Here is a 23,346-nt window from a genome sequence, read left to right on the forward strand (position 1 = left end):
CCGCTTGTAGGTACAGTAAATGTTAAAAAGTCTATATCACTTTATTTATAGCACCACTATACAAACCGCCTGTAAACTGTTTTGAAGTTGATAAAGAGTTGCCCTCCATATCGATTCCAACAGTTTCGGGAGGAGTTATCTTTAGCTTGTAATCACCTGTTGTAGTTCCTGAGACTTTTAAATAATATGTCTGACCGGCTGTAAAGCTATAGTTGCTAATTTTAAAGTTGGATGCATCTCCATCATCATCATTGGATGTGATCAACTCCATGCTGCTATTGTATAGCTGCCCCAAAGTATTCAATGTCTCTTTTGATTCAATAGTATATTTCCCATTTGACTCAGGGATGAATTTGTAAAAATCCAAGTCGCTTGAACTGCTTAAGTTTGCATTATTCAATTTGTAGTAATCATTCGATAGTGGACAAGCCAAATTAAAGCTATTGTTGGCTTCAACCTCATCATATTGAGGTCTTAAAAACTTTGCCACTATTCCATATGATATTCCATTTGAACCGTTTGGGCATATTTTTATATAATAGATTTGTCCAGCTTTAAGGCTGTCTCCAATCAATTTAGTTGCTCCAATTCCTCCATCAATTAAATTGGAATCCTTATCATATAAATAACTTTGTAGATATTGGCCGTTAAAAGAGTCTGATATATCAAAAGTATATCCTCCACTATTTGAGGGAATAAACGAATAATAATCAACATCGTTTTCACCGTTAATAGTACCCATAGTAATCATATAGAAAGGATTGCCAATAGCTGAACCAAGTGTGTCATTGGGTTCGCATTCATAGCTGGTTTCAGTTAAAACAAATTCATAATTATATCCGAAAAAACCGGAGTTGTTATTAGAAATATAAATATAATACGTATTATTAGCTTTAAAACTGTAAAGCAATTTTAATGTATTCTTCTTTACAGAATAATCATATCGAACATTTCCGTAATTGCACCTGTTGACCAGCCCTTGTTGATATATTTCTACGTTTGTTTTATATCCGGCAAAATCTGCAGATAAATCAAATGAAAGATTTATATCTGTGGTAGGAGTAAACTTGAAATAGTCTATGTCTTGGGAAGTGCCAATACTTCCTTTAACTAATTGATTTAAATAATTCCTGGGAAGTATATTTGCTGCACTCATTGTATTATTTCCACCATTTGATTCGTCTTCGAGTATGGCAGCATTTGCTATAACCCAATAACAAAGTAAAATAATTGCTGTGAAAAAGATTGATGTACATAGCTTTTTTAAAAACAAACTGTTCTTCATAATTATTGGACCCTCCTTGATAAAATTTAGTAATTTGTTAACTTGACATGCAATTATTGCTTTTTACATTTAATTCACCTTCTTTCAATTTACAATTTTATTAGCAGGGAAAAATTATCCCGAATTTATTGATATATGGATTATATAATGACAATTAAAAGCTATCTCACTGATATAAAAAAATTTTTATTAAGGTGTGTTTCTCATACGACAAAGGAGCGTACAAGGCAGATTCAAAGCTGTTTGGAAAAAATAATATTGAAATTATATGTAGAGGATTGACTCTATGAGCCATGCCAGAAATGTTTATAAAAGTTTTCGGTAGAGAAATAGATAGGTTGTAGAAAAAGAGGTAAAATAAAAGGGTTTAAGAGAATTGAAAATCTTCTTAACCCTTGGTGACGAAGGTGGGACTCGAACCAACATATAGTTACCTACGCTGGATTTCTTATGGTAAACTATAGTGTTTCTCTATACTGGCTGAATATATACTATACTAATAAAACAAAAAAATTGGTAGCAAAATTGATGCAAAAAAAAATCAAGGGTCTCAGTTATTAACTGAAACCCTTTAATTTACTTGGTGCCGAAGGTCGGACTCGAACCGACATGATATCACTATCGCTGGATTTTGAGTCCAGTGCGTCTGCCAATTTCACCACTTCGGCATATTTACTTTGCAAACTTAACTTTGCTAAAATAGTATACCACCTGGTGAAAAAAAAAGCAATACCTATTTGAAAAAATTATCCGGCAGACTCGGAAGATATAGCCATATTTATTGCTTTTACCGTATTCAATAAAAACTCATCATCGGCTTTATAGTATTTACCCTTTGCTATCAGTTTTAGATTACCGGCTATTTTCTTCTTCTCTTCTTTTGTAAGTATAAGGCTTTCTGCCCTGCAGGCAACAACTATGCTTGATAAAAAAACTGAAGAAAAGGTATCGTTTTTTTCCTCAAGCAGCACATTCCTAATCTCCATCTCTGCATTTCTTTTCTCGAATTCATTGGTTATAGGATACCTTTTTAAGGGAATAAAGCCAAGGAACCTTTTTTCCTCTTCTTTTACTATGCCACTATCGATAAAGGACTTTAGAATTTCCTTTCTTATATTGGATTTAAATGCTACATTACTAAATATCCACCTGTTAAGTTTTTTTGATTTTTTGATTACCTCAAAGGCCTTATCAAGAATGTCATAACCGGTTGGAGATTCATCAACTGCAATGAGGTTTTTTCCTTGCAGTTGAATCTTTTTTCTGTCCATTAGCTCGAATAATAGTGCTGCCGAAAGTCCATATCTTTTTAAGTAGGTAGCCTTAGCGAAGGTTTTTCCGCTAGTATTATCCAAAGTCAGTAAAATAATTTTTTCTGCCATATTTAACATAAAAACCACTCCCGATCAAAGCATGGTAGGTATTATTAACACCAATTTATTGCCTTACACTAAGTTTTATTAGCTTCTTTTTCATCCTCTAAAGAGGCGGGTTTTACTTTCCGCCTCTTTATGATTGCTTCATGCAATATGAACTCAATCTGGCCGTTTATTGACCTGAATTCTTCCTCGGCCCACTTGCTTAACTCTTCCCATGTTTTGGGATTTAGCCTTAATAGTACGGTCTTTTTTTCTGCCATTTTTAATCACAACCTTAATTATGAAGTGTTCCTGTATTAATTACCGGCTGGGTTGAACGTTCACCACACAGTACAACCAGAAGATTGCTAACCATAGCTGCCTTTCTTTCTTCATCAAGTTCAACTATTCCATCTTCATTAAGCTTATCAAGAGCCATTCTTACCATCCCTACAGCACCTTCAACAATTTTCTGTCTTGCTGCAATTATAGCTGACGCCTGTTGACGTTGCAACATTGCAGCTGCAATTTCAGGAGAGTATGCCAAGTGGCTGAGCCTAGCCTCTTCAACTATAACTCCGGCTTTACCGAGTCTTTCCTGAAGCTCATTCTTTAACGATTCGGAAACTTCATCGGCACTGCCTCTTAAGGAGATATTATGGGTTTGGTCGGTTATGTCATAAGGGTACATTCCTGCAATGTGTCTTATAGCAGACTCACTTTGCACTTTTACATAGTCAACATAGTTTTCAACATCAAATACTGCCTGAAATGTGTTTTCAACTCTCCATACAATAACAGCAGCAATTTCAATAGGGTTACCTGCTTCGTCATTAACCTTAAGCTTGTCACCGTTTAGGTTTCTTGAACGAAGCGAAATTTTCTTCTTTGTGAAGAATGGATTTGCAAAGTGCCAGCCTGGCTTTTTAACAGTTCCTCTGTATTCGCCGAACAGAATAAGCACAGCAGCTTCGTTTGGCTGAAGAGTAAAAAATCCACCTGTAAAAATGCACCATACTACAAACAATACAGCACCGCCTATTATTGACCCTACGGAAAGTGGTGAAGGATCTGTGTTAGTCTTTATTATCCCCAAGACTACACCCCCGATAGATGCTAAGAGCATTAAGATGTCTACAAAAAACATTAATAGACCTGATGACACTTCCTTGTTTAATTCTTTCATTTTCCTCGCCCCTTTAATTTAATTTATGATATTATTTTGATATCACTTTTATATTATAAGTATAACATTTTTATATAAAAAAATAAACCTGGTTTTGGTCTGTTTTTTATCAAAAAATGTCATAGAGGCTAAAATTATAAGTTTCTTTGCAAATAGTACCATCAAGATCAATTTCTCCGTTTATTTCTATGTTTTTAAATATAATAGATAAGGTTTTTTAATAGAGATTGATTAAGAAGCTATTCTAAAAGGCTTTTTTGATTATATTTTTTGATTATACTATGGTTTTATTAAGACATTTGAGAAACACATCAACCAGCTTGGGATCCAGCTGTTTTCCTCTGCAGTTCTTAAGTTCATTAACAGCACTTTTAAACGAAAGAGAATCTTTATATACGTGCTTGACAGTTAGAGCAGAGAACATATCAGCTATTGCCAGTATCTTTCCTTCAAGCGGTAAGTCTTTATCTGACATTGCAAAAGGATATCCTTTACCATCATAACGCTCATGATGATACTTGACCGCATTTTTGACAGTACTGGATATTTCGAATATTTCTATTAGGCAAATGCAGTCAGTAACATGATTCTTAACAATTTCATACTCCGCCTTTGTCAGTGATGACTGTTTGCGGAGAATTTCCGATGAAATAAAAAGTTTCCCAAGATCGTGGATCCAGCCTGCGATATATAAATCCTGGACAAAAGCCTTTGGAAGATTCAATGCATTTCCCAAAGTTTTAGCAAAGTTTGCAACAAATCTGGAATGAATAAAAGTGTACATGTCCTTTTCTTTCATAGCATTGATTACTTGAAGACAGCGTTCAGGAAGCAGTTCACTTCCAGCTTCCAATCCTATATCAATTTGAAATCTTCCATATTTGTTTTCATACATTCTCATGTCTGCACGATGAAGAAGTATTTCGATTTTCTTTTCGGATTCATTTCTTGAGTGTGCTATACCTGTAGAACAAGATAATCTAATAGGATGTGCATTGGGATCAGATATAAAAATGCTGGTTTTTAATGTATTGCGTAATTTTTCATTGAGATTACGCTCCTTAACCAAATCCAGGTCCTTGATTAAAATTATAAATTCATCTCCCCCCAATCGTCCCATTGTATAGCTAAGGCCTTCAAGGCATTTTTTTATTAGGGCTGAAATGAATACAAGAGCTTTGTTTCCTGTCATATGGCCATATGTATCGTTAATGTGCTTAAAATGATCCATATCAATGACCATTAATGATACATTATATTGCTTATTCAGCATGTCCTGTCCGATTTCAATTATGCTGTTTAAGTTGTACAGACCTGTCAATGAATCCATCATGCTTACTTTGTGGTACTTATCCCTCTCGCTCTTTATGTTTATTATAAGGTAAAACACTAAAGAATATAGTGCACTGACGATAATTATACCTGATATATATACGGTAATAACATGTGTGGATTCATGAATTCTGCGGGTCAGAAAAATAAAAGCAATAATAATTCCAGTTAGATTTGAAAAAACAAAGTCTCGAAACAAATATTGTGCAAAAACGGGAATAAAAAAGCCTATGGCAATTACATAAATTGTATCTACCGTGAACATTGCTATAGTAATGAGGATAGAAGCTATACAGGTACATGCGAAAATTAATCTGAGTTTTGACTTAGGATGAAGTACATTGGATATGATTGAAGAAAGCATAAAGACTAAAGAACTACAAAGGGCAAAGGTAGAACGGTTGCTGGTAAAAAATCCCCATAAGCCGTAGGATACAACTCCCAAATAGAATAGTATTGGAACAATTATATACTTGTTATTCTTAAACAGCCTTCGCAAAAGAGTCTGTTTTCCACAATCCCATGAGGAATGCTTCATGAGAAAATCCGCAGGAATATTTATTTCGGTCATATTATCACCCAGTTATAAATAGTACGAACTTTAGTAAATACATCTTACTTTGATAAGAATAATTGATTGGCAAAAATAAAAAGGCAAGAAACAAAATTCAAGCCCTTTAGGTTAAAAACCCGGCAGCCTGACTATCATAACAATAAAATGTCACAGATTCATGGCTTTGCGTCCCTACCTTTCAATAGGTTTGCCTTATCATGGTTTAAGTTTATATATAAATGGTAACTTTAATATTAATTGTAATTTTTTAAAAACCAATAAAATAATTATATCATAAACCTTTAATGATTTTCCACAAAAAATTACATATATACAAAATAATTTAAAAGCCAAAAAGACCTTTGAATTTTTGTGTGCTTTTAATCACAACTATACTATATGATATAATAATTTGTGTGATTGATAATTCAAAATAGCTGGAGGATTGAAAGGTGCATAAAATATTAATAGTAGATGATGATGAGCTAATAGCAAACCTTATAGAGCAAAATCTCAAGCTGGAGGGTTTTGATACAAAGGTATGCCATGATGGTGTCTCTGCCCTTGAAATTTGTGACGGCTACAAGCCCGATCTGGTTGTGCTTGATGTGATGATGCCCAGGCTTGATGGGTTTCATGTATGTAAGTGCCTTCAGGGGACAGGCACTGCAGTTATTATGCTGACTGCTAAAAGCGATATATCAGATAAGCTTGTAGGGCTCGAGATGGGGGCGGATGATTATATTATAAAGCCCTTTGATAGCAGAGAGCTTGTTGCAAGAATAAAGGCTGTCATACGCCGCTTTGAGAAAGTTTCCATACAGCATATTGGTAATGAAAAAAGTTCAGGTAACAAGATAATAAGTCTTAACGAGCAGACCAGAATAGCACTTGCGGCTGGTAAAGAACTGGATCTTACCCCAACAGAGTTTGAACTGCTTCTCATTTTTGCCAACAATGTACAGAGGGTTTTTACAAGAGAGCAGCTTCTTGACACTGTGTGGGGGTATGATTATCTTGGAGATTCGAGGACGGTCGATATTCATATACAGCGTCTTAGGAAAAAGCTAGGAAAATACAGCGGCTGCATTGAAACTGTTTTTGGAATAGGATATAGGTATAAGGAGCCAATAAAATGAAACTGAGACTCAAGGTTATCTCCATGAATATGTTTATTATTGTAGCAATATTGCTTGTTAGCGGAATCATAATTATAAGGACAATTGATAACTTTAATCTATATACTTCATACCAGTACGTTTTAAGTCAAAGCAAATTTACAGAGCAATATCTTACAGAATACCTTAAGATCAGTGAAAAACCCCATGTCTCATTAGAACTTAACATTAATTCACTTGAAGAAAAACTGAGGCTGCAATCGGGCTGTGGTGTGGAGATTTCAGGCAGTGACAAAGCTTCTGCCAATGAAATGCAGAAGAATGCACTTGAAGGCAAAAAAGTCTACTTGATTAGTTCGGAAAGCCCAAACAGGAAGCTGCTGATGGCTTTTCCAATCATAGTTAAAGGTTCAGTAATAGGAACTGTTAGCTTGGAGTATTCACTTTACCAAGCGGACAGTATGAAAAGAAACCTTCAGATAACCCTCGTTATCCTGCTTGTTTTTGCTCTTTCGGTGTCGCTAGTTTTAAGTTATCTTTTCTCATACAGGATGATTAAGCCTTTAGAAAAGCTAACCCTTACAACAAAGGAATATTCAAAGGGTAATTTCAATGAGATAGGCGGGGTAAAAACCGGAGATGAAATAGAAAAACTGGCTCATTCCTTTAATGACATGGGCAGAAATATCAAAGATATGATTGACAGGCTTACAGATGAACAGCAAAAACAGAAGAAGTTTATCGATAGTGTAACTCATGAAATAAGAACTCCTCTTACAAATATTATTGGGTATGCAGATCTTTCAGGCAGAGTAAATGAAGAGGAACAACGCAAAAAATATTATACCTATATAATAGACGAAAGCAAAAGACTTTTAAATATGGTAAATAACCTTCTTGATCTGTCCCAGCTCAATCAGTATGAGTTTTCTGTCACGAAAAAGGAAACAGATTTAAAGAATGTTATTATTAAAGCTGTAGAGCTGATGAGGGATAGGGCTGGAAAGTTTGGTATAGGGATTGATTATCAGCTAGAGGATATTAGGGCTAGAGTGGATGGGGAAAAGATCAAACAAGTGGTAATAAATATTATAGATAATGCAATAAAGTATTCCGAAGGTTCTCTTGTTAAATTAAAGCTTTGGAGGGAACAGGGTGTTTTTATTGAGATAAGGGATAACGGGATAGGGATACCAAAGGATGATATAAAAAGCATTACAGAACCATTTTATAGAGTTGATAAATCAAGAAGCAGGAAACTTGGAGGAAATGGTTTGGGACTTTCAATATGTATGGAAATTATTGATGCTCATGGAGGAAAGCTTGATATTGATAGCCCTGAGGGAGAAGGAACAATCGTTACAATTTCGTTACAACCTTGAAACTGTTTGGAGAAAAACTGCTGTTAGAATATAAATAACAAGATTAATTGATGCTTGATTAAAAGTAATTGTAATCAAGTATAAGAAGATTCTACAGTGAAAAGGGGATGGACTATATGAAAAAGAAAGCTTTAATTTTAGTATCTACAGTTTTTCTATTAAGTACTGCTTGCGGAGATATAACCTCGGTACCCCAAATGGAAGTTGATAAAGTTGCTGTTGTGGAAGATAAAAACCCCAAGCAATCCAACAAACAGGACAACATTGATGATGCAATCAGCACCTATCTTGAACAGAAGTTTGATTTTAAGGCTATAGGAGGTGTTGTTTTTGAAGCCCATGAACTTTACGGACATGAAATAAAGGATAGCAAAACATATGCCTATATTTGGAGCGTCCAGCAGGAATATAAATACACCGACGGGAAGCTGGAAAATGGGGCAGGACTTAGTATCCCTCTTGTGTTAATCATGAGTGTGGACAGGGATAATAAATATACCGTTCTTGATTATAAGGCACCAAAGGATGGAGAACAGTATGCATCGTCTATTAAAGAGCTGTTTCCTAAGGAATATCAAGAAAAAATACTCACCAGAACCAATTCTGCTGAATTGGAGGAGATAGTAAAACAAAAAGCCCAGAACTATTTTATATCAGGGTCAAAGGGCGGAAGTGATGCGAAAAATACTGACTCCAGAAATACTCAACCGTCTAGCACATCAACTACTACAGTTAAAGACGGAGATATCCAAAAAGGAATGGGAATATATACAGGGCTTATAGATGGCAATAGCATTGAAATCAAGATTATAAAGTCTTCAGGCGAAGAAGAAGCGGCAGCATTCAGGTTTTCCGAACAAGTAAGACCGGGTTTTGATAAGCTGGCTTTAAAAACAGGTGATAGGGTTGAGCTTGAATATACAACCAACGGCTACAAGCAAAATGTATTGATGAGCATTAAAAGATCATCAGGAGAAAACCAAGGGAAAAACGGCCAGGATAAAAATAAAATAATGAGTGATTTTAAGGGCATTATAGCAAAGTCATCCAGTATATCTGATGTAGCAAAATTCGTCGACGGAAATATCGAGTTTGTTTCCACTTCAGATGCGGTATTGATGGCGATTGAATTTGAAAAGGCTCAAAAGGCTTATCTGCCCAAGCTGGAAGAAAAGTATTATAAAGGTGACATTCAGGTAAAATTTGGTAAAGAATACAGTAAAGACTTTGATATTAATAAAATCTATGAAACCAAGGACAGCGTATTAAAAAAGCTGCTGGATGAAACAAAAGCCGGCGGATATCGTGTTGAGACAGCAGAAGGAATGTTCTTCCCCACAATAAACTATGAATTTTATAAAAAATATAAACCATATCTGACTCTCGATTTGAAGGAATATGTAGATATTATGGCAACAGAATCCAATAAGGTTCCGGCAAAGGATGCAGCACTTGTAATAGGTTTTGATGAAGTACTTAGAAGGGCACAGGTACAAGGTGAATTCATTAACAGGTTTAAGGATTCGGCAAAGCAGAACGATGTAAAGGAATTGTACAAAAAGTATGTGATTTTCTCGCTGTTCGGATGCAATAATACACCTCTTTTCAGTTATGATACTAAGATGATGGCTGAGAAGACACGGGCTGTATATAAAGAATTTGCTGCAAGTAATCCCGGTGACAGCTTTGCAGAAGTAATAAAGGGTTTCATGGATGTAGTTGAAAGAAGCAATTATAAGCTTACAGATTTGGTTGAAAAATATAGAAATAATCAAATTTAATAGATTGGAGTTGTTATCAAAGAGGGCTGGCTCAAACTTACGAGTCGGCCTTTTATTTATTGTTCAGATATGGAAGGAAAATCTCTGTAGATACTTTTTGGAGAAATGACGGTATTTATTTGTAGTATTATATAAGAGTGATTTTTTGAATTCAGTGAAATGTACACAATAATGAAAGGACCCTGGGTTTTTGAGATTAAAACTGACAAATAATGATAATGGTGATAATATATAATTATTATTAATTCATAACAAATGGAGGAGGCAGCTATGAAAATCGGAATTATAATTCACTCATATACTGGCAACACACTTTCTGTTGCACAGAAACTTAAGGAGAAGCTTACGGCATCAGGACATATAGTAAACCTTGAGCAGGTCACAGCAGTAAACGGGGATCCAAAAGAAGCAAGGAATGTTGTGTTAAAGGACATACCGGATACAAAGACATATGATGTGCTTATTTTTGGTGCTCCTGTTTGGGCTTTTTCCCTTTCTCCAATAATGAAACTCTATTTGTCGCAGGTACCTTCGTTGCAAGGCAAGAAAATAGGCTGTTTTGTAACACAGCAGCTACGCTTCAAGCTTTTAGGAGGAAACAACGCTATAAATAAGATGAAAAAAGCTTGCCAATCCAAAGGTGGCAGTGTATATGAAACAGGTATTGTGAACTGGTCTCACAAGCAACGTGAAGCTATGATTGAAGAAGTGGTAGATAGGTTTGGAAGAGTGTGATACTTATAATAAAACACTAAATTTATAATAATACTATTATGATGTCATGGTTGCTATTAAAAGATTAATTTAGAAAAGGGGATTTAAATGAAACAGTGTATTTGCAGCAGTTGCATAAATTTAAAGGGAATTATAAACGAAGATGGTGCCATATTGGAATATGAGTGTGAATTCGGGTATCCTTCGGAAGATTGCTTGCAATGTGAAGCAGGTGAATGTGAACTATCTTGCTCCAAGTATATATCAGATGATGAGCCAGAGGAGACAATCAAAATATATTGCTCCAAGTGTAATAAGGAATTATCCCAGGCTTCGAAGGATAGTGGAGAAGGTCAGGTTTTCTGTGTTAATTGTTATCTAAATATCTAGGAAAATGCACTAGTTATTATATGGAAAAGGGTGAATACATGGCTTGGATATATCTTATTATTGCAGGGATTTTTGAGGTTGTTTGGGCGATTGGGCTCAAGTATTCTCAAGGATTTACTAAGCTGTTCCCATCACTGGTTACGTTTGGGGGAATGGTGATAAGTTTTTATTTATTATCAATATCTATAAAGACACTTCCTTTAGGGACTGCATATGCTATTTGGACAGGCATTGGTGCTTTAGGCTCTGTAATTCTGGGAATATTGCTTTTTAGCGAGCCGCTAAACATATCTAGGGTTATATTTCTATCTTTGATTCTTGCAGGAATTATTGGATTAAAGATGACTACAGTCTGATTGACAGATTGGTTTCGTACAGTAAAATTTCAACATAGTATTGTAAATTTTGGAAGGTTTATATATAATAAAAATATACTTAGTAAAGCATTGTTGACGCGTTGTTATTGTAAATCTTATAGGAAATATAAATTTATAAATGTTTTTAAAGGGGGAATATCAATGAGACTTGATCTAAAATTCAAGAAGGGAATAGTTCTAATGCTGACAGTCATATTGATGCTAAGTGTACCGTTGGTAGTATCAGGCGAAGAGAATTCTGTATCTGCCAAAATATCGACTGCAATAACGTGGACAAACCCAATAAATGTACCTGTGGGGCCTACTTTAGCTGGTGCACAGGGATTAACAATATCTTTGAGTGATATTAATGGGAATCCATTGAAGAACAAACCCATTACATGGGATGCACAGTCAGTCTATGTTGAGAATAGAACCACCACGACTAACGAAGATGGTATTTCACAAAATGTATTTTATGTAGCACATGCGGATAGGAATGCAACCTATACAGCTACTATTGCTGTGAGGTTTGCAGGGGATGATACGTATGAAAAATCCCAGTACATCATGTCCATCAAGTGTTATGATTACGGACCACCTACACCGGTAACGTCAACACCTGAGCCGCCAATACAAACACCTGGCACTCCAAGCACAGCATCTCCGGCACCCACAACTCCAACGGCACCACCGCCGACTCCTGTAGTATCCATGCCATGCACAGATGTACCTGTATCCCCAATATCCGGATATCCAACTATAAATAAGAATCAGTTCCTGTTCGTAGATGCCCACATTTACAAGGAAGGCAGGGGGAATGTGGGGCCTGGAATGATGATAGATTTCCCGACTTACACATATTCGGCCGCAAATAAAATGTTAACCAGCTATATAGAAGTTGCCAACTATAATGCCAATACCAATGTAATCATAGGCTCGGGAACAAGTATAACCGGAACAGCCGGAGGAGGTGCGGCTACCAGACTCAATGCATATAATACCTATGCTTATGAAGGGCTATATTATTTTGACAGTAACCTTACGGTGCATTTCTTTATGAATGGTGCATGGAGAACTGTGGCGGTGGGGGAAGAATGGGCAGAAACAATAGAGCAAAAGACTGAAACAGGCGGTGTTTTTCTTATTACATATACCATAAACAACTATGGATTGCATGAGAAAGGAAGGTTTATGCTACCTATATCATCCATCACGCCAACAGTTTCACCCATACCGACGCCAACTGCGGCAAAAAAGTTTAAATTATGCGGGTTTATAAAACCTGAGCCCGAGGGTAGTAACAAAAGCTCTTATGCAGGGTTTAAGGTCGAGATACCTAGTTTAGGCATATCGGTATTAACAAATCCACTTGGGTACTATGAATTTAATGATCTACCTGAAAGAAGCCATAATATAGAGTATACTATAAAGGTAACCAAACCAGGCTACCTGACCAATACAGTACCATATATAGCATTTATTGAAGACACCGAAGTTGGCTCAATTGAACAGCCGATATTCATGTATTCAGGAGATGTTAATGCTGATGGAAGCATAAATATGAGCGATATCATGGGCATTGCAAAAGCCTTCAATAACACGGTTAACGATGCTCTGTTTAATGAAGCTGCTGATTTGAATGATGATAATGTAGTAAATATGATGGATGTAATAATTGTTGCTAAAAACTTTAACAGACTAGAGAGCGATTATCCAGAGCCTTCAATTATGTATATGGAATATATAAGTGCCAAGGTTGATGACAATATTCAAATAGCTTTAAATGAAGGCGGCATTGCGGGTATAACCTGGATATATAAAGTCGTAAGTGGCGACAGCAATATTAAATTTGTATCAAAAACAACCGGAACGATACCTTACCCTGATGCTTTTGCACGGAGTACCTGGACTTTTAAGGCTCTATCTGCAGGAACTACAACAGTAATATTTGATTCTTCCTATGGAGTTGATATGAAATATTTTATAAATATTACAAAAAAGCAATAAATTTGTGAGAGGGTAACCGGATATTGATAGTATCCACCTTTTATATAGATACCGAACAGTAAAGTTATATGCAGTTCGGTATCTATATAAAAACTTTAAAGATTGTTAGGGCAATCCATTAGTTTTGTTTTCCTCATGCTTATGGCACCGGTTGGACATACTCTGAGGCAGCGACCGCAGCGTATACAATTCTTGTTGTCAATCCATATAAATGTAGAATCCTCAATTTTATCAGCGGTATGGGCTTTTATTATAGTTCCGTTGTCATCATATTCAAATTGGGAGACCATCTTGATGCAATCCCTAGGAGATACATCAATACACCATTTACATTGAATGCATAGTTCAGCATCGATTTCAAGTTTGTAATGACATAAATAACAGCGGGTTGAATGAATCTGGGTCTCTTTATCGGAGTATACTTTCTCCACTTCTGTATTTCCCGGTATCCTGCTCTTTACATCAATATTTCGGACAGGCAGATTGAACTGCACGTCATGGTGACGCTGGCGGCCGGTTTCTCCGTTTTCATTGGCTGTTTCAATTAAGACCTTCCTTTGCAGTCGGTCTTCCTTTGTAAGGTATTTATCAATAAGTCGTGCTGCTTCCTTTCCATCGGCGATAGACTGTATAACATTGAGGCTTCCGTTTAGAAAATCCCCTGCGGTAAATAAATTTGCCCTTGTTGTTCTGAATTTTTCTGCCATACTGATTCCATCAGGCAAAATTGAATAATCTTGCTTTTGTCCGATTGCCATAATAAGATGATTGCATTTAAGTTCTGCTTCACTTCCTTCAATGGGCAAGATATCACCCTTTTCAGAATGAACGGATTTTTTTATGTAGTTCTTTTGAAAAATTACAGATTGCAGTCTGCCATTCTTGCTATTAACTGATAGGGGAGACAACAAAGTGAGTATATTAATGTTCTCCTTCTCAATTTCTTCCCTTTCTTCCATATCTGCTGCTAAAAACTCCTCAGTTCTTCGATAAACAATGGTAACGTTCCCGGTATTACCTAAAAGCTTTCGAGCAGTTCTTGCACAAGCCCTTGCTGAATCAACTGCAGTAAAGCCGCCTCCGATTATTATTACATCACCTGTTAATTCCTTTATATTTTCATTGTTGTACTGCTTCATAAATTCAAGACCCGACAGGTATTGATTGTCTTTAAGGCCAGGAAGATTTATGACGTTGGGGTGTGTTGTCCCTGTGCAAACAAGAACAGCATTATACTCTTTAGTGATATTTTCCAATTCTGATTTTCCAACAAAACTTCCTGTTTTTACATCAACACCGGTAGAAATTATTTGATCAATTTCCTCTTCTACTATTGACAGAGGGAGCCTGAACCTTGGGATGCCGTCTATCAGCATTCCTCCGAGGTGATTTTCCTTTTCAAAAACGGTGACCTTATGACCGAATCTTATCAGCTCTCTTGCTGCTGCAAGGCCGGCAGGGCCTCCGCCTATTACAGCAATCTTAAAACCTGTATTGGAAAACCATGGAGCAGGTAGCTTGATTGGTCTTGCAGCCCTGTCTGCAGCCGAGCGTTTCAATCTGCATATTTCAACTGGGCCGTTTATATCAGTCCAATTATGCCTGCATTTTTTTTGGCAGGGTCTAGCACAAATTCTGCCTAAAACTCCGGGCATAACATTATCTTCCAAGTTTATTTCGTATGCCTCATTATATTTTCCTTGAGAAATTTTCTCAATATATCCTGAAACATCGGTCATGGCAGGACATTCTGCCTGACATGGAACGCTTGTTTTCTGAGAATAAAAATCTCTGGCTTCTATTCCAAAACCTTGGGGCACAGATAGTTCAACAGGGGCTTTTGCCTTTTTATATTGATATCTCATATATAAACGATCTCCTTAAAATATTCTATTCCCTTTCGGTCTATATAGTTTTTAATGGTTTCAGTGCTTCCCAGGTTTGCGAGGAAATCATCAAGTAAATTCTTTAAGACATCCGGGCAATCCGAGTGCTTAAATTCTCCAAGCTCTTTCCCATGATCTCTTTGATCACCGCCCACCAATACCTCATATCCTTCTACCGAGCCCGATTCCTCCCTGATCCTCATACCTCTGAAGCCTATATCGGCAATTCTGTATGGTGAGCATGAATTTGGGCAGCCTGTTATATTGATAATCCCCTTTTTTGTAATAGATTCGTATTTTTTACTGCTTACGATGGGTATAAGCAGGTCATACAGCGACCTTGTGGAGGTTACAGCCTTGGGGCAGTATGATGTTCCGACGCATGAAACTATATCCTTGAGGGTAGAAAAGCCGGTTGTTTGAAAACCCGTTTCATGAATTATCTTTCTTAGCTCAGGTGCTTTATTATTATCTATGCCATGAATAGACAAATTCTGCCTGTTATCGGTATATACCTTTCCGTTACCGTAAATTTCCGAAAGCTCTGCTATTTTATTAAGATTTGAAGCTTCTATTTCACCCTTTGGAATGATAATTCTGACTTGAGTTTTGTCGTTTGGTTCAGTGAAGATATCTTCGTCAACTAGAGGTCTTGGGGGTATCTCAACACCAAAGTCAGCCACATCCTCATGCAGGATTTTTTTTGCATCAAAACCTTCATTGCTGAAGTTTTGCAGTACTATTTGACGGCATCTGTCCATCCCATACCTATCAACTACAAACTTGAGTCTCGATGTACTGCGGTTATAGCGGTCGCCGTAATCCCTATACAAAAGTGCAATTGCCCTGCATACTTCTTTGATTTGGCCTTCCGGTACAAAGCCGAAGAGGTTCTGAGCTACAAAGGGTTTCCAGCCCATGCCGCCTCCAATAACAACCTTGAAGCCGTTTTCAGCCTTGTTTTTGTTTTGTCTTGTTATTGCTATAATTCCTATACAATTCATATAAGGTTGACCGCAAGAAGCTGAACAGCCCGAAAATGTTATTTTTAGTTTTCTCGGAAGGTTATCAAGGTCTCTGAAGCTTGTAAGATATTTCATTGTCTCGATTGCATGGGGAAGTATATTAAACCTCTTGTATTTGCAGGTTTCCGCAAGAGGACATGCAGGAATGGTTCGGACAACATCTCCGCATCCATGGAAGGTAGAAAGCCCATTATTTTTTATGTCTCTCATAAGTTTGGGCAGATCAGGAAGCTTAAGCGTATGGAGCTGCAAGGCCTGACGTGTTGTAATGGATATTAACCCCTTAGCATACTTCTGTGCTGCTTCTGCTACTTTTCTTGCCTGTGAGGATGTAAGCATACCGCCAGGGATAACAACCCTAGCCATAAAATCTCCGGTTTGCCTTGATTGATAAACACCGTACCATTTTGATATCAATGATTCTTCCTTTGAAATTTTGCTTCTTCGAGCTATTTCATCATAGTCTATCACCAAGCCCTGATCTTTTATGTATTCCTCCTCACTCCTTCTTTCAAACTCATCCTTATATTGCATAAATGCCTCCTATCACCAAGAATATATTATAATTTTATGCATTTGACTCTGCTAAATATATTTGTGATATATACCTCAGTAATCCATTATTTAAACATTTTTATGTATTGGAAGACTATTTTGGCTTGGAGTAATGAAATTTTGAAGATATCGAAAAGGGTGATACAGAACTAAAAATTAGTTTTGTATCACCCCTAAATTCTAACGGTAAATTTTATATCAAACCTTCTGAAAAACAGGCTGCTTTTCCGGGATAGAACTTGTTTCAACCTTATAGTTGTATTTAATAGACATTTTGTTTCTCATAAGTCTAACAAACAGACTTGCAATTTTGGGATCAAATTGTGAGCCGGAACATTTTTCTAGCTCAAGAAAGGCTTCTTCTATAGACATGCTCTTTCTGTACGGTCGGTCAGAGACCATTGCATCAAAAGAATCCGCTACACAAAGTATTCTTGCACCCAAACTGATATTTTCTCCTTCTATACCATGGGGGTATCCCTTGCCATCATACCTTTCATGATGATGAATTACATAATCTATCAGGTTATCAATACCGGATAATGGCTGTAAAATATTTGCACTATTTACAGGGTGTTGACGGACTAAATCAAACTCTTCGCTGGTTAAACGGCCTATTTTGTTTAAAACAGATTTTGGTAATTCGATTTTTCCTATATCATGCAAGAGACCTGCATATAATATTGCTTGTATTTCTTTAAGCTCCAATCCCATTGCCTCAGCTATCATTACAGCGTATGAAGAAACTCTCTCACAATGTCCGAATGTATATTTGTCTTTCGCAACTATGGTGCTTAACAAGCCCTTGAAGACTCCAACCATTTGCTCATCCGACTTCATGCCCTTATGAATCTGAAGCATGATATCCTGGTAGAAATGGACTTTATCATCACCCATATTTTTTGACTGGTACAAGGCCATATTTGCATGCGAAATCAATTCTTCCTTGCTGCTTGAAATGCTTGGATATTCGGATAGACCGATAGAAAATGTAATTTTATTTACAAAGCTGTCATTGTAATATTCATTTTTAAGCTTCTCGTATTCGTCATATAATCTTTTTGCTTCTTTTTCGAGTGATTCTAAATCTTTATTTAAAACCAGGATAGCGAACTCGTCTCCGCCGAACCTGCAAATAATATCATTTTTATGTACAATTCTCTTCAGAATGGCCCCAGTATTTTTTAATATTGTATCTCCATAGCTATGGCCGTATAAATCGCTATACATTCTGAAGCTGTCTATATCAATAAGGATTAAACCGATTGAATCACCGTTTTTGGAAGAATCCTTTATTTTATTTTCTAGAGTTGTGTGAAAGTACCTCTGATTAAACACGCCAGTCAGTTCATCAGTAATTGCTAATCTTTGCATTTCTTTACGATGCTTTTCCTGCCTTGCTGAAATAATGCCCACAACCAATATCCAAATGGCTATCACAAATGTAGATATCAAGCCCACTAAAAAGCTGTAATGTTTTGTGTCCATATATCCTATAAACACAAAAAACATATCTTTTATGTTAAAAACAAGGGATATTAGCATTCCGGTAATTCCAAAACGTAAGGCCAGATAAACTAAAGCAAATGCTAGAAATTGTCCTACATATGCTTTTGCTTCAATAGAATTGAAAATTTGGGAACCAGAAAATAAAATAATAAATAGAAGGCTGCATATAAACTCAGCTTTTCTCATGCGTGTGCAAAGATAATCATTCTTAAAATTTGCAAGATATTCTTTTAAATTAGGCATAAAACCAAACCTTTCTACTTTAAGGATAGCTGTCACTACTAAGTATTATGGAGTTTATAGTACTAAGTAGACAATAAAATGTAAGTCTATTAAGGATATTGAACTTATGGTAAAATAATGTTAAGTTGAGGATTGCTAGAACAAATGATGAAGCCTAAATAAAGTCACCAAAATTTATTAAGGTAAAAATGTAAAAAATTATTATTCACTATGGAATGGAAATATGTTGGGAAAAGTGTAACACATAATATAATTTTATATGATTTTAATAATTATGTCAATTATATTACAATGATGGGAGGGCGATGGGTTTTTTATGAAAAAAGTAATATTTCTTGTTGATATGAATGCTTTTTTTATCAGCTGTGAAATGGTAAGAAATCCATACCTTGCTGGTAAGCCGGCAGCAGTTGCCGGTGATCCCAAGAAGCGAGCGGGAATCATACTTGCTGCAAACTATGAGGCAAGAGCTTATGGCGTTAAAACTGCTATGGTTCTTAAAGATGCACTTCGACTTTGTCCCGGTCTGGTTTTTGTACCCCCGGATCATAGTTATTATGAATACAAATCAAAGCAGGTAATGGATATACTTGAAGGCTATACTCCCATTGTTGAACAGAACAGTATTGATGAGGCTTATCTTGATATGACAGGAACAGAAATGCTGTTTGGAAAGCCTACTGAGTCGGCCAACTGTATAATGAATGAAATAAAAAACACCCTTGGGCTTTGGTGCTCAATTGGTATCTCTGAAAATAGATTTCTTGCAAAAATGGCCTCTGAAATGAAGAAGCCCCTTGGGATAACGGAGTTATGGCAGCATAATGTGCCTGAAAAACTTTGGCCTCACTCTGTAAAGTCCATGTACGGTGTTGGTGCTAAGACATATGAAAAGCTTAACATGCTTGGAATACAGACCATAGGTCAGCTTGCAAAATATGATAGAAGTTTATTATTTAAGGTGTTCGGCAAATACGGCAATGAGTTGCATGATCATGCAAACGGGCGGGATTTTTCTTTAGTACAGCCCCATACTGCTGGGGATATGAAGTCCATAGGGCGGTCAACAACACTGCCGGAGGACCTGACGGATATTGAGAAAGCTAAAGCTACACTTATGGAGCTAACAGAAGAAATTGGTATAACAGCAAGAAAGTTTGGGAAAAGAGGAAATACCGTTCAAATAACCATTAAATATTCTGACTTTCAGGCTGTAACAAGGCAGACAAGTATCACCCCGACCTGCATTACAAAAGATATCTATGAGGCGGGCTGCAGATTGCTGGAACAAAACTGGAACAGACTCAGGCCTGTGAGGCTTTTAGGTATAAGTCTCTCAGGATTTGACAAAGATTGTGCCAAAGGCCAGATATCAATTTTTGATATAGTTCAGGATAGCAAAAAGTGCGATACAAATAATAAACATGATACTCAAAAAAAGCATGAAAAGATTGATAGGGCTATGGATTCTATAAGGATGAAGCACGGCATGGGGAAGGTTGTAAGGGCAACTCTTGCTAATAGAAAGCAGCAAAGTGACAAATGAGAAGTTTAGTTGAGTGTATTAAGGAGGGTAATAATGTCTAAAAAGATATTTTTACTGGCAGCTATAATATATCTAATGTCTTTCTTCCAAGGGAATGTTTATTCAAGTGGTAATGAAATAGGCCTTAAAATTGATAACGAGTTAATTGTGTTTAACGAGAATATGGGTTATCCTTTCATTGACTCAGCTTATAGGACTCAGGTTCCGTTCAGAATAGCATTGGAGAAGTTTGGTGCATCGGTTTCGTGGTCAAACAACACTGCTTCAGCACAAAAAGGGTATATAAAGGTTGATGTTCCGATTGGGAAGCCCTATATCTTAAAGAATGGAGTTAAAATCCCAACCGATACAACAGCATTGGTCAAAAATGGAAGGGCTTATCTACCTATAAGACCTGTCCTTGAGGCCTTAAATGCAAGAGTTATATGGAATGAAGCTGAAAAGCTTATTGAGGTTGTAAAAGTAAAGCCCAGACCTAAATCTGATATTTCCCAAGAGGATATGACAAAACCCGATTATATTGTTTCATCAGAGTCAGAGTTGAGAAACGCTTTAAAATCCAAGGCTAAGATAAAGCTAAAGAATAACATAGACGTAAGCAGTACTCTTGAAGTAAGAAACCCAACTGTTATTGACGGAGCAGGCTATATTATAGGCGGTAAAAACAAAAACCAGATATTCAAGGTGTATATAGCTGATTTTACGCTTCAGAACATAACCCTGAAGGACGGGAAAAATACTTTAAAAACAGGGCATTTCAGTGATCAATGCGGTGCAGCTGTTATGATGACAGGTAAAAAAGGTAAAGAGAGTGTTGGAGAATTTAAGGCGGTAAATGTAAACTTTATAAACAATGAATGTGCCAGCAGCAGCAATCTTGGGGATATTCGCGGAGGGGCTGTATATTTGTTTTCTGTTCCATATGCATACTTCTCGAATTGTCGTTTTATCGGAAACAAAGCTTCAAATGGCGGTGCTATTGGAGGGCTTGGCAGTAGCATGAAAGTTGTTAATTGTGATTTTATTGCAAATAAAGCAACGGGGAACATAGGCGGGCAAAACGGAAGCGGGGGAGCAATCTCACTCGATGGCCTTGACCAAAACGGGAAAACTGCGTTCTTTGATGTAATAGGGTCAAATTTTACAGGCAATTCAGGAGACAGACTTGGAGGGGCCATTTTTTATGTGTTTCACAAACCGGGGGATGAAGGCTACCACAAGAGGAGTACAGCTTCCATAGTTAATTCAACCTTTGAATTTAACGAGCTTTTAAGTAAGGAAGAGGGCCAGGGCGGTGCAATTTATGCTCAGGAGGGTGACCTTAAAATGGATTCCTGTACATTTGATCAGAATCGCGGCCTTAAGCAGGGAGGAGGTTTGTGGTTTTTATCTTACACAGGCAATCTGGATATCATAAACTCGACTTTTTATAAAAACACACTGTCAAGTCCAAACTTAGGAATGGGAGGAGCAATTGCTGTCAATGCCGTTATGTGTAAAATTACAAATTCCACTTTTGCAGACAATTATGCATGGTTTCATGGGGGAGGAATACAAGCGATTGACAGCAGCAAGGTGAGGCTGACAAACTGTATTCTCTCAAATAACCGTTCTGAAAGGGACTGGGCTGTGTATAATACTAATATGCAGCTTTCTGACGGAGGGGGTAATATTGAATATGTCAACCCGTCCATAAAAGCAGGTAAAAAAGTGAAAGATGAAAAGGCAACGGCAGCGGTGCTCAATAAGGACCCCAAGCTGCTTCCTCTTGCGGATTATGGAGGATTCACAAAGACCATGGCGATAGTAAAGGGAAGCCCTGCCATAAATATAGGTGCAAAAGGCTCTCCAGTAACCGACCAAAGGGGAGTAAAAAGGATAGGGACTGCAGATGCAGGGGCATATGAGTTTGAGTAGGTTGATAGGAAACTCTTCCCATGGGTTCATACTGGTTACACAAAATTAGAAATGATTAGAGCGATATAGTAATGTTAAATCAAATAGAAAATAATTAATTTATATATTGGGAGGTTTAAATGATTAAAAAAATTTTTATGATAACAGCAATAATATTTATTGCATTGGCAGTATTGTTTATCAGCACTAGATATGGGTGGAAGCTGTTTGGTTTCAATGCTTGTACGAGCCCAGATAGTATATATGTTCAAAAGATTGAGGTGTCGGGAAATAGAGTTGTTTTAAGCGGAGATACTTCAGCAAGTGCACCAGCATTTGTAGGATATATACATAAACAGTCAGGAGAGAATCTCTATATAGGTTTGAAATATAACCTTGTGTTTGGGTTCGTTAACAGAGTTGGGCATTTTGATATAGATATAAAATGTGATACATCACAAATCAATAAGGTTTATTTGCGAGATGGGTCATCTGAAAAATTAGTTTGGGAAAAAGGAAAGTAATATCTAAAGGGTATATTGATTGAGATGTAATGAAGATCTTGTGTGGGAAGTACCTAAGGGGAATTATCCTCAAAGGCCTATATGTAAACATTTTGTGTTAAAAAAGTGGGATATGATTTACATAATATTTTACATGAATAGATTATACCATGCAAAGATTAAACATTTTACTGCTAACTGGAATAAAGGAGACTTTTATGGGATTTTTGATTATCGTCATATTTGTTATCGTTAGCATCATGATTTATTTTGTTCAGAAAGTAAATCATGAGAGTGAAATTCGTGAGAAAATTGAATTGCTCGGAGGCTTGGTAATAAGTGTAGAAAAAAGGACTTTTTCTACCGGACCATTTATTATGTCAGGAAAAGGCAGGACAATATACAGAATAGAGTATCAAGTTTTATATTTGGGTAAAAGAAAACATGACAGCGAGAATCATTGGAACGATTGTACAGAACATGCTGTTTCCGCCGTTTGTTAATAAATATATAGGATTAAAATCTGGCTTTGCTTCCGAATTTATGGGATTCCAAAATGTGAATAAGGCGATAGCAAAAGCTGTTATAGTGAAAAAGTTGATTTTGGGAGATACAATGTAATTATTTCTGCCTGCAAAGGCTTCCCAGAGCCATACGCCTGAAAGTATAGGGGCTGCTATGTATGAACATGTTATGATACTTATACCGTTTTCAAGGA

19 protein-coding genes, 1 tRNA gene and 1 riboswitch are annotated in these 23,346 nt (G+C 36.7%); of the genes, 11 read left to right on the plus strand and 9 right to left on the minus strand.

Annotated features, from left to right (window positions below; translation table 11 throughout):
• Positions 1 to 31: 31 nt before the first annotated feature.
• From VIO64_RS05150 to VIO64_RS05175, 6 genes are all read right to left on the minus strand, one after another.
• Positions 32 to 1,285, minus strand: a complete 1,254-nt coding sequence (locus VIO64_RS05150; protein WP_331915845.1) for a hypothetical protein — start codon at positions 1,283 to 1,285, stop codon at positions 32 to 34.
• A 581-nt stretch (positions 1,286 to 1,866) separates the two neighbouring features.
• A tRNA-Leu gene (locus VIO64_RS05155) sits at positions 1,867 to 1,953 on the minus strand.
• 78 nt (positions 1,954 to 2,031) lie between these two features.
• The gene (locus VIO64_RS05160; protein ID WP_331915847.1) at positions 2,032 to 2,676 is read right to left on the minus strand and encodes a GOLPH3/VPS74 family protein; all 645 of its coding nucleotides are present in this window, start codon (positions 2,674 to 2,676) and stop codon (positions 2,032 to 2,034) included.
• Positions 2,677 to 2,735: 59 nt separating this feature from the next.
• A complete protein-coding gene (locus VIO64_RS05165) occupies positions 2,736 to 2,924 on the minus strand; it encodes an Arc family DNA binding domain-containing protein (RefSeq protein WP_331915849.1) in 189 nt (62 codons plus the stop codon).
• A gap of 14 nt (positions 2,925 to 2,938) precedes the next feature.
• Positions 2,939 to 3,829, minus strand: a complete 891-nt coding sequence (locus tag VIO64_RS05170; protein WP_331915851.1) for an SPFH domain-containing protein — start codon at positions 3,827 to 3,829, stop codon at positions 2,939 to 2,941.
• A 274-nt stretch (positions 3,830 to 4,103) separates the two neighbouring features.
• The gene (locus tag VIO64_RS05175; protein ID WP_331915853.1) at positions 4,104 to 5,732 is read right to left on the minus strand and encodes a bifunctional diguanylate cyclase/phosphohydrolase; all 1,629 of its coding nucleotides are present in this window, start codon (positions 5,730 to 5,732) and stop codon (positions 4,104 to 4,106) included.
• A gap of 118 nt (positions 5,733 to 5,850) precedes the next feature.
• Positions 5,851 to 5,937: riboswitch (cyclic di-GMP riboswitch) on the minus strand.
• A 229-nt stretch (positions 5,938 to 6,166) separates the two neighbouring features.
• Between VIO64_RS05175 and VIO64_RS05180 the strand changes: the two genes are divergently transcribed.
• From VIO64_RS05180 to VIO64_RS05210, 7 genes are all read left to right on the plus strand, one after another.
• On the plus strand, positions 6,167 to 6,853 hold the full coding sequence (locus tag VIO64_RS05180; protein ID WP_331915855.1) for a response regulator transcription factor: 687 nt from the start codon (positions 6,167 to 6,169) through the stop codon (positions 6,851 to 6,853).
• Complete coding sequence (locus VIO64_RS05185; protein ID WP_331915857.1) at positions 6,850 to 8,214, plus strand: HAMP domain-containing sensor histidine kinase; 1,365 nt, start codon at positions 6,850 to 6,852, stop codon at positions 8,212 to 8,214. Before VIO64_RS05180 ends, VIO64_RS05185 begins: the two co-directional genes overlap by 4 nt.
• 116 nt (positions 8,215 to 8,330) lie before the next feature.
• Positions 8,331 to 9,995: a hypothetical protein gene (locus tag VIO64_RS05190; protein WP_331915859.1), complete on the plus strand. Its 1,665-nt coding sequence runs from the start codon at positions 8,331 to 8,333 to the stop codon at positions 9,993 to 9,995.
• A 270-nt stretch (positions 9,996 to 10,265) separates the two neighbouring features.
• Complete coding sequence (locus VIO64_RS05195) at positions 10,266 to 10,730, plus strand: flavodoxin family protein (protein ID WP_331915861.1); 465 nt, start codon at positions 10,266 to 10,268, stop codon at positions 10,728 to 10,730.
• Positions 10,731 to 10,817: 87 nt separating this feature from the next.
• Positions 10,818 to 11,099 (plus strand): hypothetical protein, encoded by a 282-nt coding sequence (locus tag VIO64_RS05200; RefSeq protein ID WP_331915863.1) that lies wholly within the window; start codon positions 10,818 to 10,820, stop codon positions 11,097 to 11,099.
• Between the two features lie 38 nt (positions 11,100 to 11,137).
• Entirely contained in the window at positions 11,138 to 11,455 is a 318-nt protein-coding gene (gene sugE / locus VIO64_RS05205; protein WP_331915865.1) for a quaternary ammonium compound efflux SMR transporter SugE, read from the plus strand.
• Between the two features lie 162 nt (positions 11,456 to 11,617).
• Positions 11,618 to 13,465, plus strand: coding sequence for a dockerin type I domain-containing protein (locus VIO64_RS05210; protein WP_331915867.1), 1,848 nt, complete (start codon positions 11,618 to 11,620; stop codon positions 13,463 to 13,465).
• Positions 13,466 to 13,560: 95 nt separating this feature from the next.
• Here VIO64_RS05210 and VIO64_RS05215 read toward each other — a convergent pair whose 3' ends face one another.
• From VIO64_RS05215 to VIO64_RS05225, 3 genes are all read right to left on the minus strand, one after another.
• Complete coding sequence (locus VIO64_RS05215) at positions 13,561 to 15,330, minus strand: FAD-dependent oxidoreductase (protein ID WP_331915869.1); 1,770 nt, start codon at positions 15,328 to 15,330, stop codon at positions 13,561 to 13,563.
• Positions 15,327 to 16,910, minus strand: a complete 1,584-nt coding sequence (locus tag VIO64_RS05220) for a nitrite/sulfite reductase (RefSeq protein ID WP_331915871.1) — start codon at positions 16,908 to 16,910, stop codon at positions 15,327 to 15,329. The genes VIO64_RS05215 and VIO64_RS05220 overlap by 4 nt, the downstream gene beginning before the upstream one ends.
• Positions 16,911 to 17,129: 219 nt before the next feature.
• Entirely contained in the window at positions 17,130 to 18,683 is a 1,554-nt protein-coding gene (locus tag VIO64_RS05225; RefSeq protein ID WP_331915873.1) for a diguanylate cyclase, read from the minus strand.
• Positions 18,684 to 18,999: 316 nt separating this feature from the next.
• Between VIO64_RS05225 and dinB the strand changes: the two genes are divergently transcribed.
• From dinB to VIO64_RS05245, 4 genes are all read left to right on the plus strand, one after another.
• On the plus strand, positions 19,000 to 20,229 hold the full coding sequence (dinB, locus tag VIO64_RS05230) for a DNA polymerase IV (protein WP_331915875.1): 1,230 nt from the start codon (positions 19,000 to 19,002) through the stop codon (positions 20,227 to 20,229).
• Between the two features lie 33 nt (positions 20,230 to 20,262).
• A complete protein-coding gene (locus VIO64_RS05235) occupies positions 20,263 to 22,146 on the plus strand; it encodes a stalk domain-containing protein (RefSeq protein ID WP_331915877.1) in 1,884 nt (627 codons plus the stop codon).
• A 119-nt stretch (positions 22,147 to 22,265) separates the two neighbouring features.
• The gene (locus VIO64_RS05240; protein ID WP_331915879.1) at positions 22,266 to 22,649 is read left to right on the plus strand and encodes a hypothetical protein; all 384 of its coding nucleotides are present in this window, start codon (positions 22,266 to 22,268) and stop codon (positions 22,647 to 22,649) included.
• 197 nt (positions 22,650 to 22,846) lie between these two features.
• Entirely contained in the window at positions 22,847 to 23,131 is a 285-nt protein-coding gene (locus VIO64_RS05245; protein WP_331915881.1) for a hypothetical protein, read from the plus strand.
• Positions 23,132 to 23,346 lie beyond the last annotated feature (215 nt).

Source organism: Pseudobacteroides sp. (genome assembly GCF_036567765.1).
Lineage (GTDB): Bacteria > Bacillota > Clostridia > Acetivibrionales > DSM-2933 > Pseudobacteroides.

Coding starts and splice junctions, on each gene's coding strand:
- VIO64_RS05150 (WP_331915845.1), bottom strand. CDS start 1,285: ATGAAGAACAGTTTGTTTTTAAAAAAGCTATGTACATCAATCTTTTTC.
- VIO64_RS05160 (WP_331915847.1), bottom strand. CDS start 2,676: ATGTTAAATATGGCAGAAAAAATTATTTTACTGACTTTGGATAATACT.
- VIO64_RS05165 (WP_331915849.1), bottom strand. CDS start 2,924: ATGGCAGAAAAAAAGACCGTACTATTAAGGCTAAATCCCAAAACATGG.
- VIO64_RS05170 (WP_331915851.1), bottom strand. CDS start 3,829: ATGAAAGAATTAAACAAGGAAGTGTCATCAGGTCTATTAATGTTTTTT.
- VIO64_RS05175 (WP_331915853.1), bottom strand. CDS start 5,732: ATGACCGAAATAAATATTCCTGCGGATTTTCTCATGAAGCATTCCTCA.
- VIO64_RS05185 (WP_331915857.1), top strand. CDS start 6,850: ATGAAACTGAGACTCAAGGTTATCTCCATGAATATGTTTATTATTGTA.
- VIO64_RS05190 (WP_331915859.1), top strand. CDS start 8,331: ATGAAAAAGAAAGCTTTAATTTTAGTATCTACAGTTTTTCTATTAAGT.
- VIO64_RS05195 (WP_331915861.1), top strand. CDS start 10,266: ATGAAAATCGGAATTATAATTCACTCATATACTGGCAACACACTTTCT.
- VIO64_RS05200 (WP_331915863.1), top strand. CDS start 10,818: ATGAAACAGTGTATTTGCAGCAGTTGCATAAATTTAAAGGGAATTATA.
- sugE (WP_331915865.1), top strand. CDS start 11,138: ATGGCTTGGATATATCTTATTATTGCAGGGATTTTTGAGGTTGTTTGG.
- VIO64_RS05210 (WP_331915867.1), top strand. CDS start 11,618: ATGAGACTTGATCTAAAATTCAAGAAGGGAATAGTTCTAATGCTGACA.
- VIO64_RS05215 (WP_331915869.1), bottom strand. CDS start 15,330: ATGAGATATCAATATAAAAAGGCAAAAGCCCCTGTTGAACTATCTGTG.
- VIO64_RS05220 (WP_331915871.1), bottom strand. CDS start 16,910: ATGCAATATAAGGATGAGTTTGAAAGAAGGAGTGAGGAGGAATACATA.
- VIO64_RS05225 (WP_331915873.1), bottom strand. CDS start 18,683: ATGCCTAATTTAAAAGAATATCTTGCAAATTTTAAGAATGATTATCTT.
- dinB (WP_331915875.1), top strand. CDS start 19,000: ATGAAAAAAGTAATATTTCTTGTTGATATGAATGCTTTTTTTATCAGC.
- VIO64_RS05235 (WP_331915877.1), top strand. CDS start 20,263: ATGTCTAAAAAGATATTTTTACTGGCAGCTATAATATATCTAATGTCT.
- VIO64_RS05240 (WP_331915879.1), top strand. CDS start 22,266: ATGATTAAAAAAATTTTTATGATAACAGCAATAATATTTATTGCATTG.
- VIO64_RS05245 (WP_331915881.1), top strand. CDS start 22,847: ATGGGATTTTTGATTATCGTCATATTTGTTATCGTTAGCATCATGATT.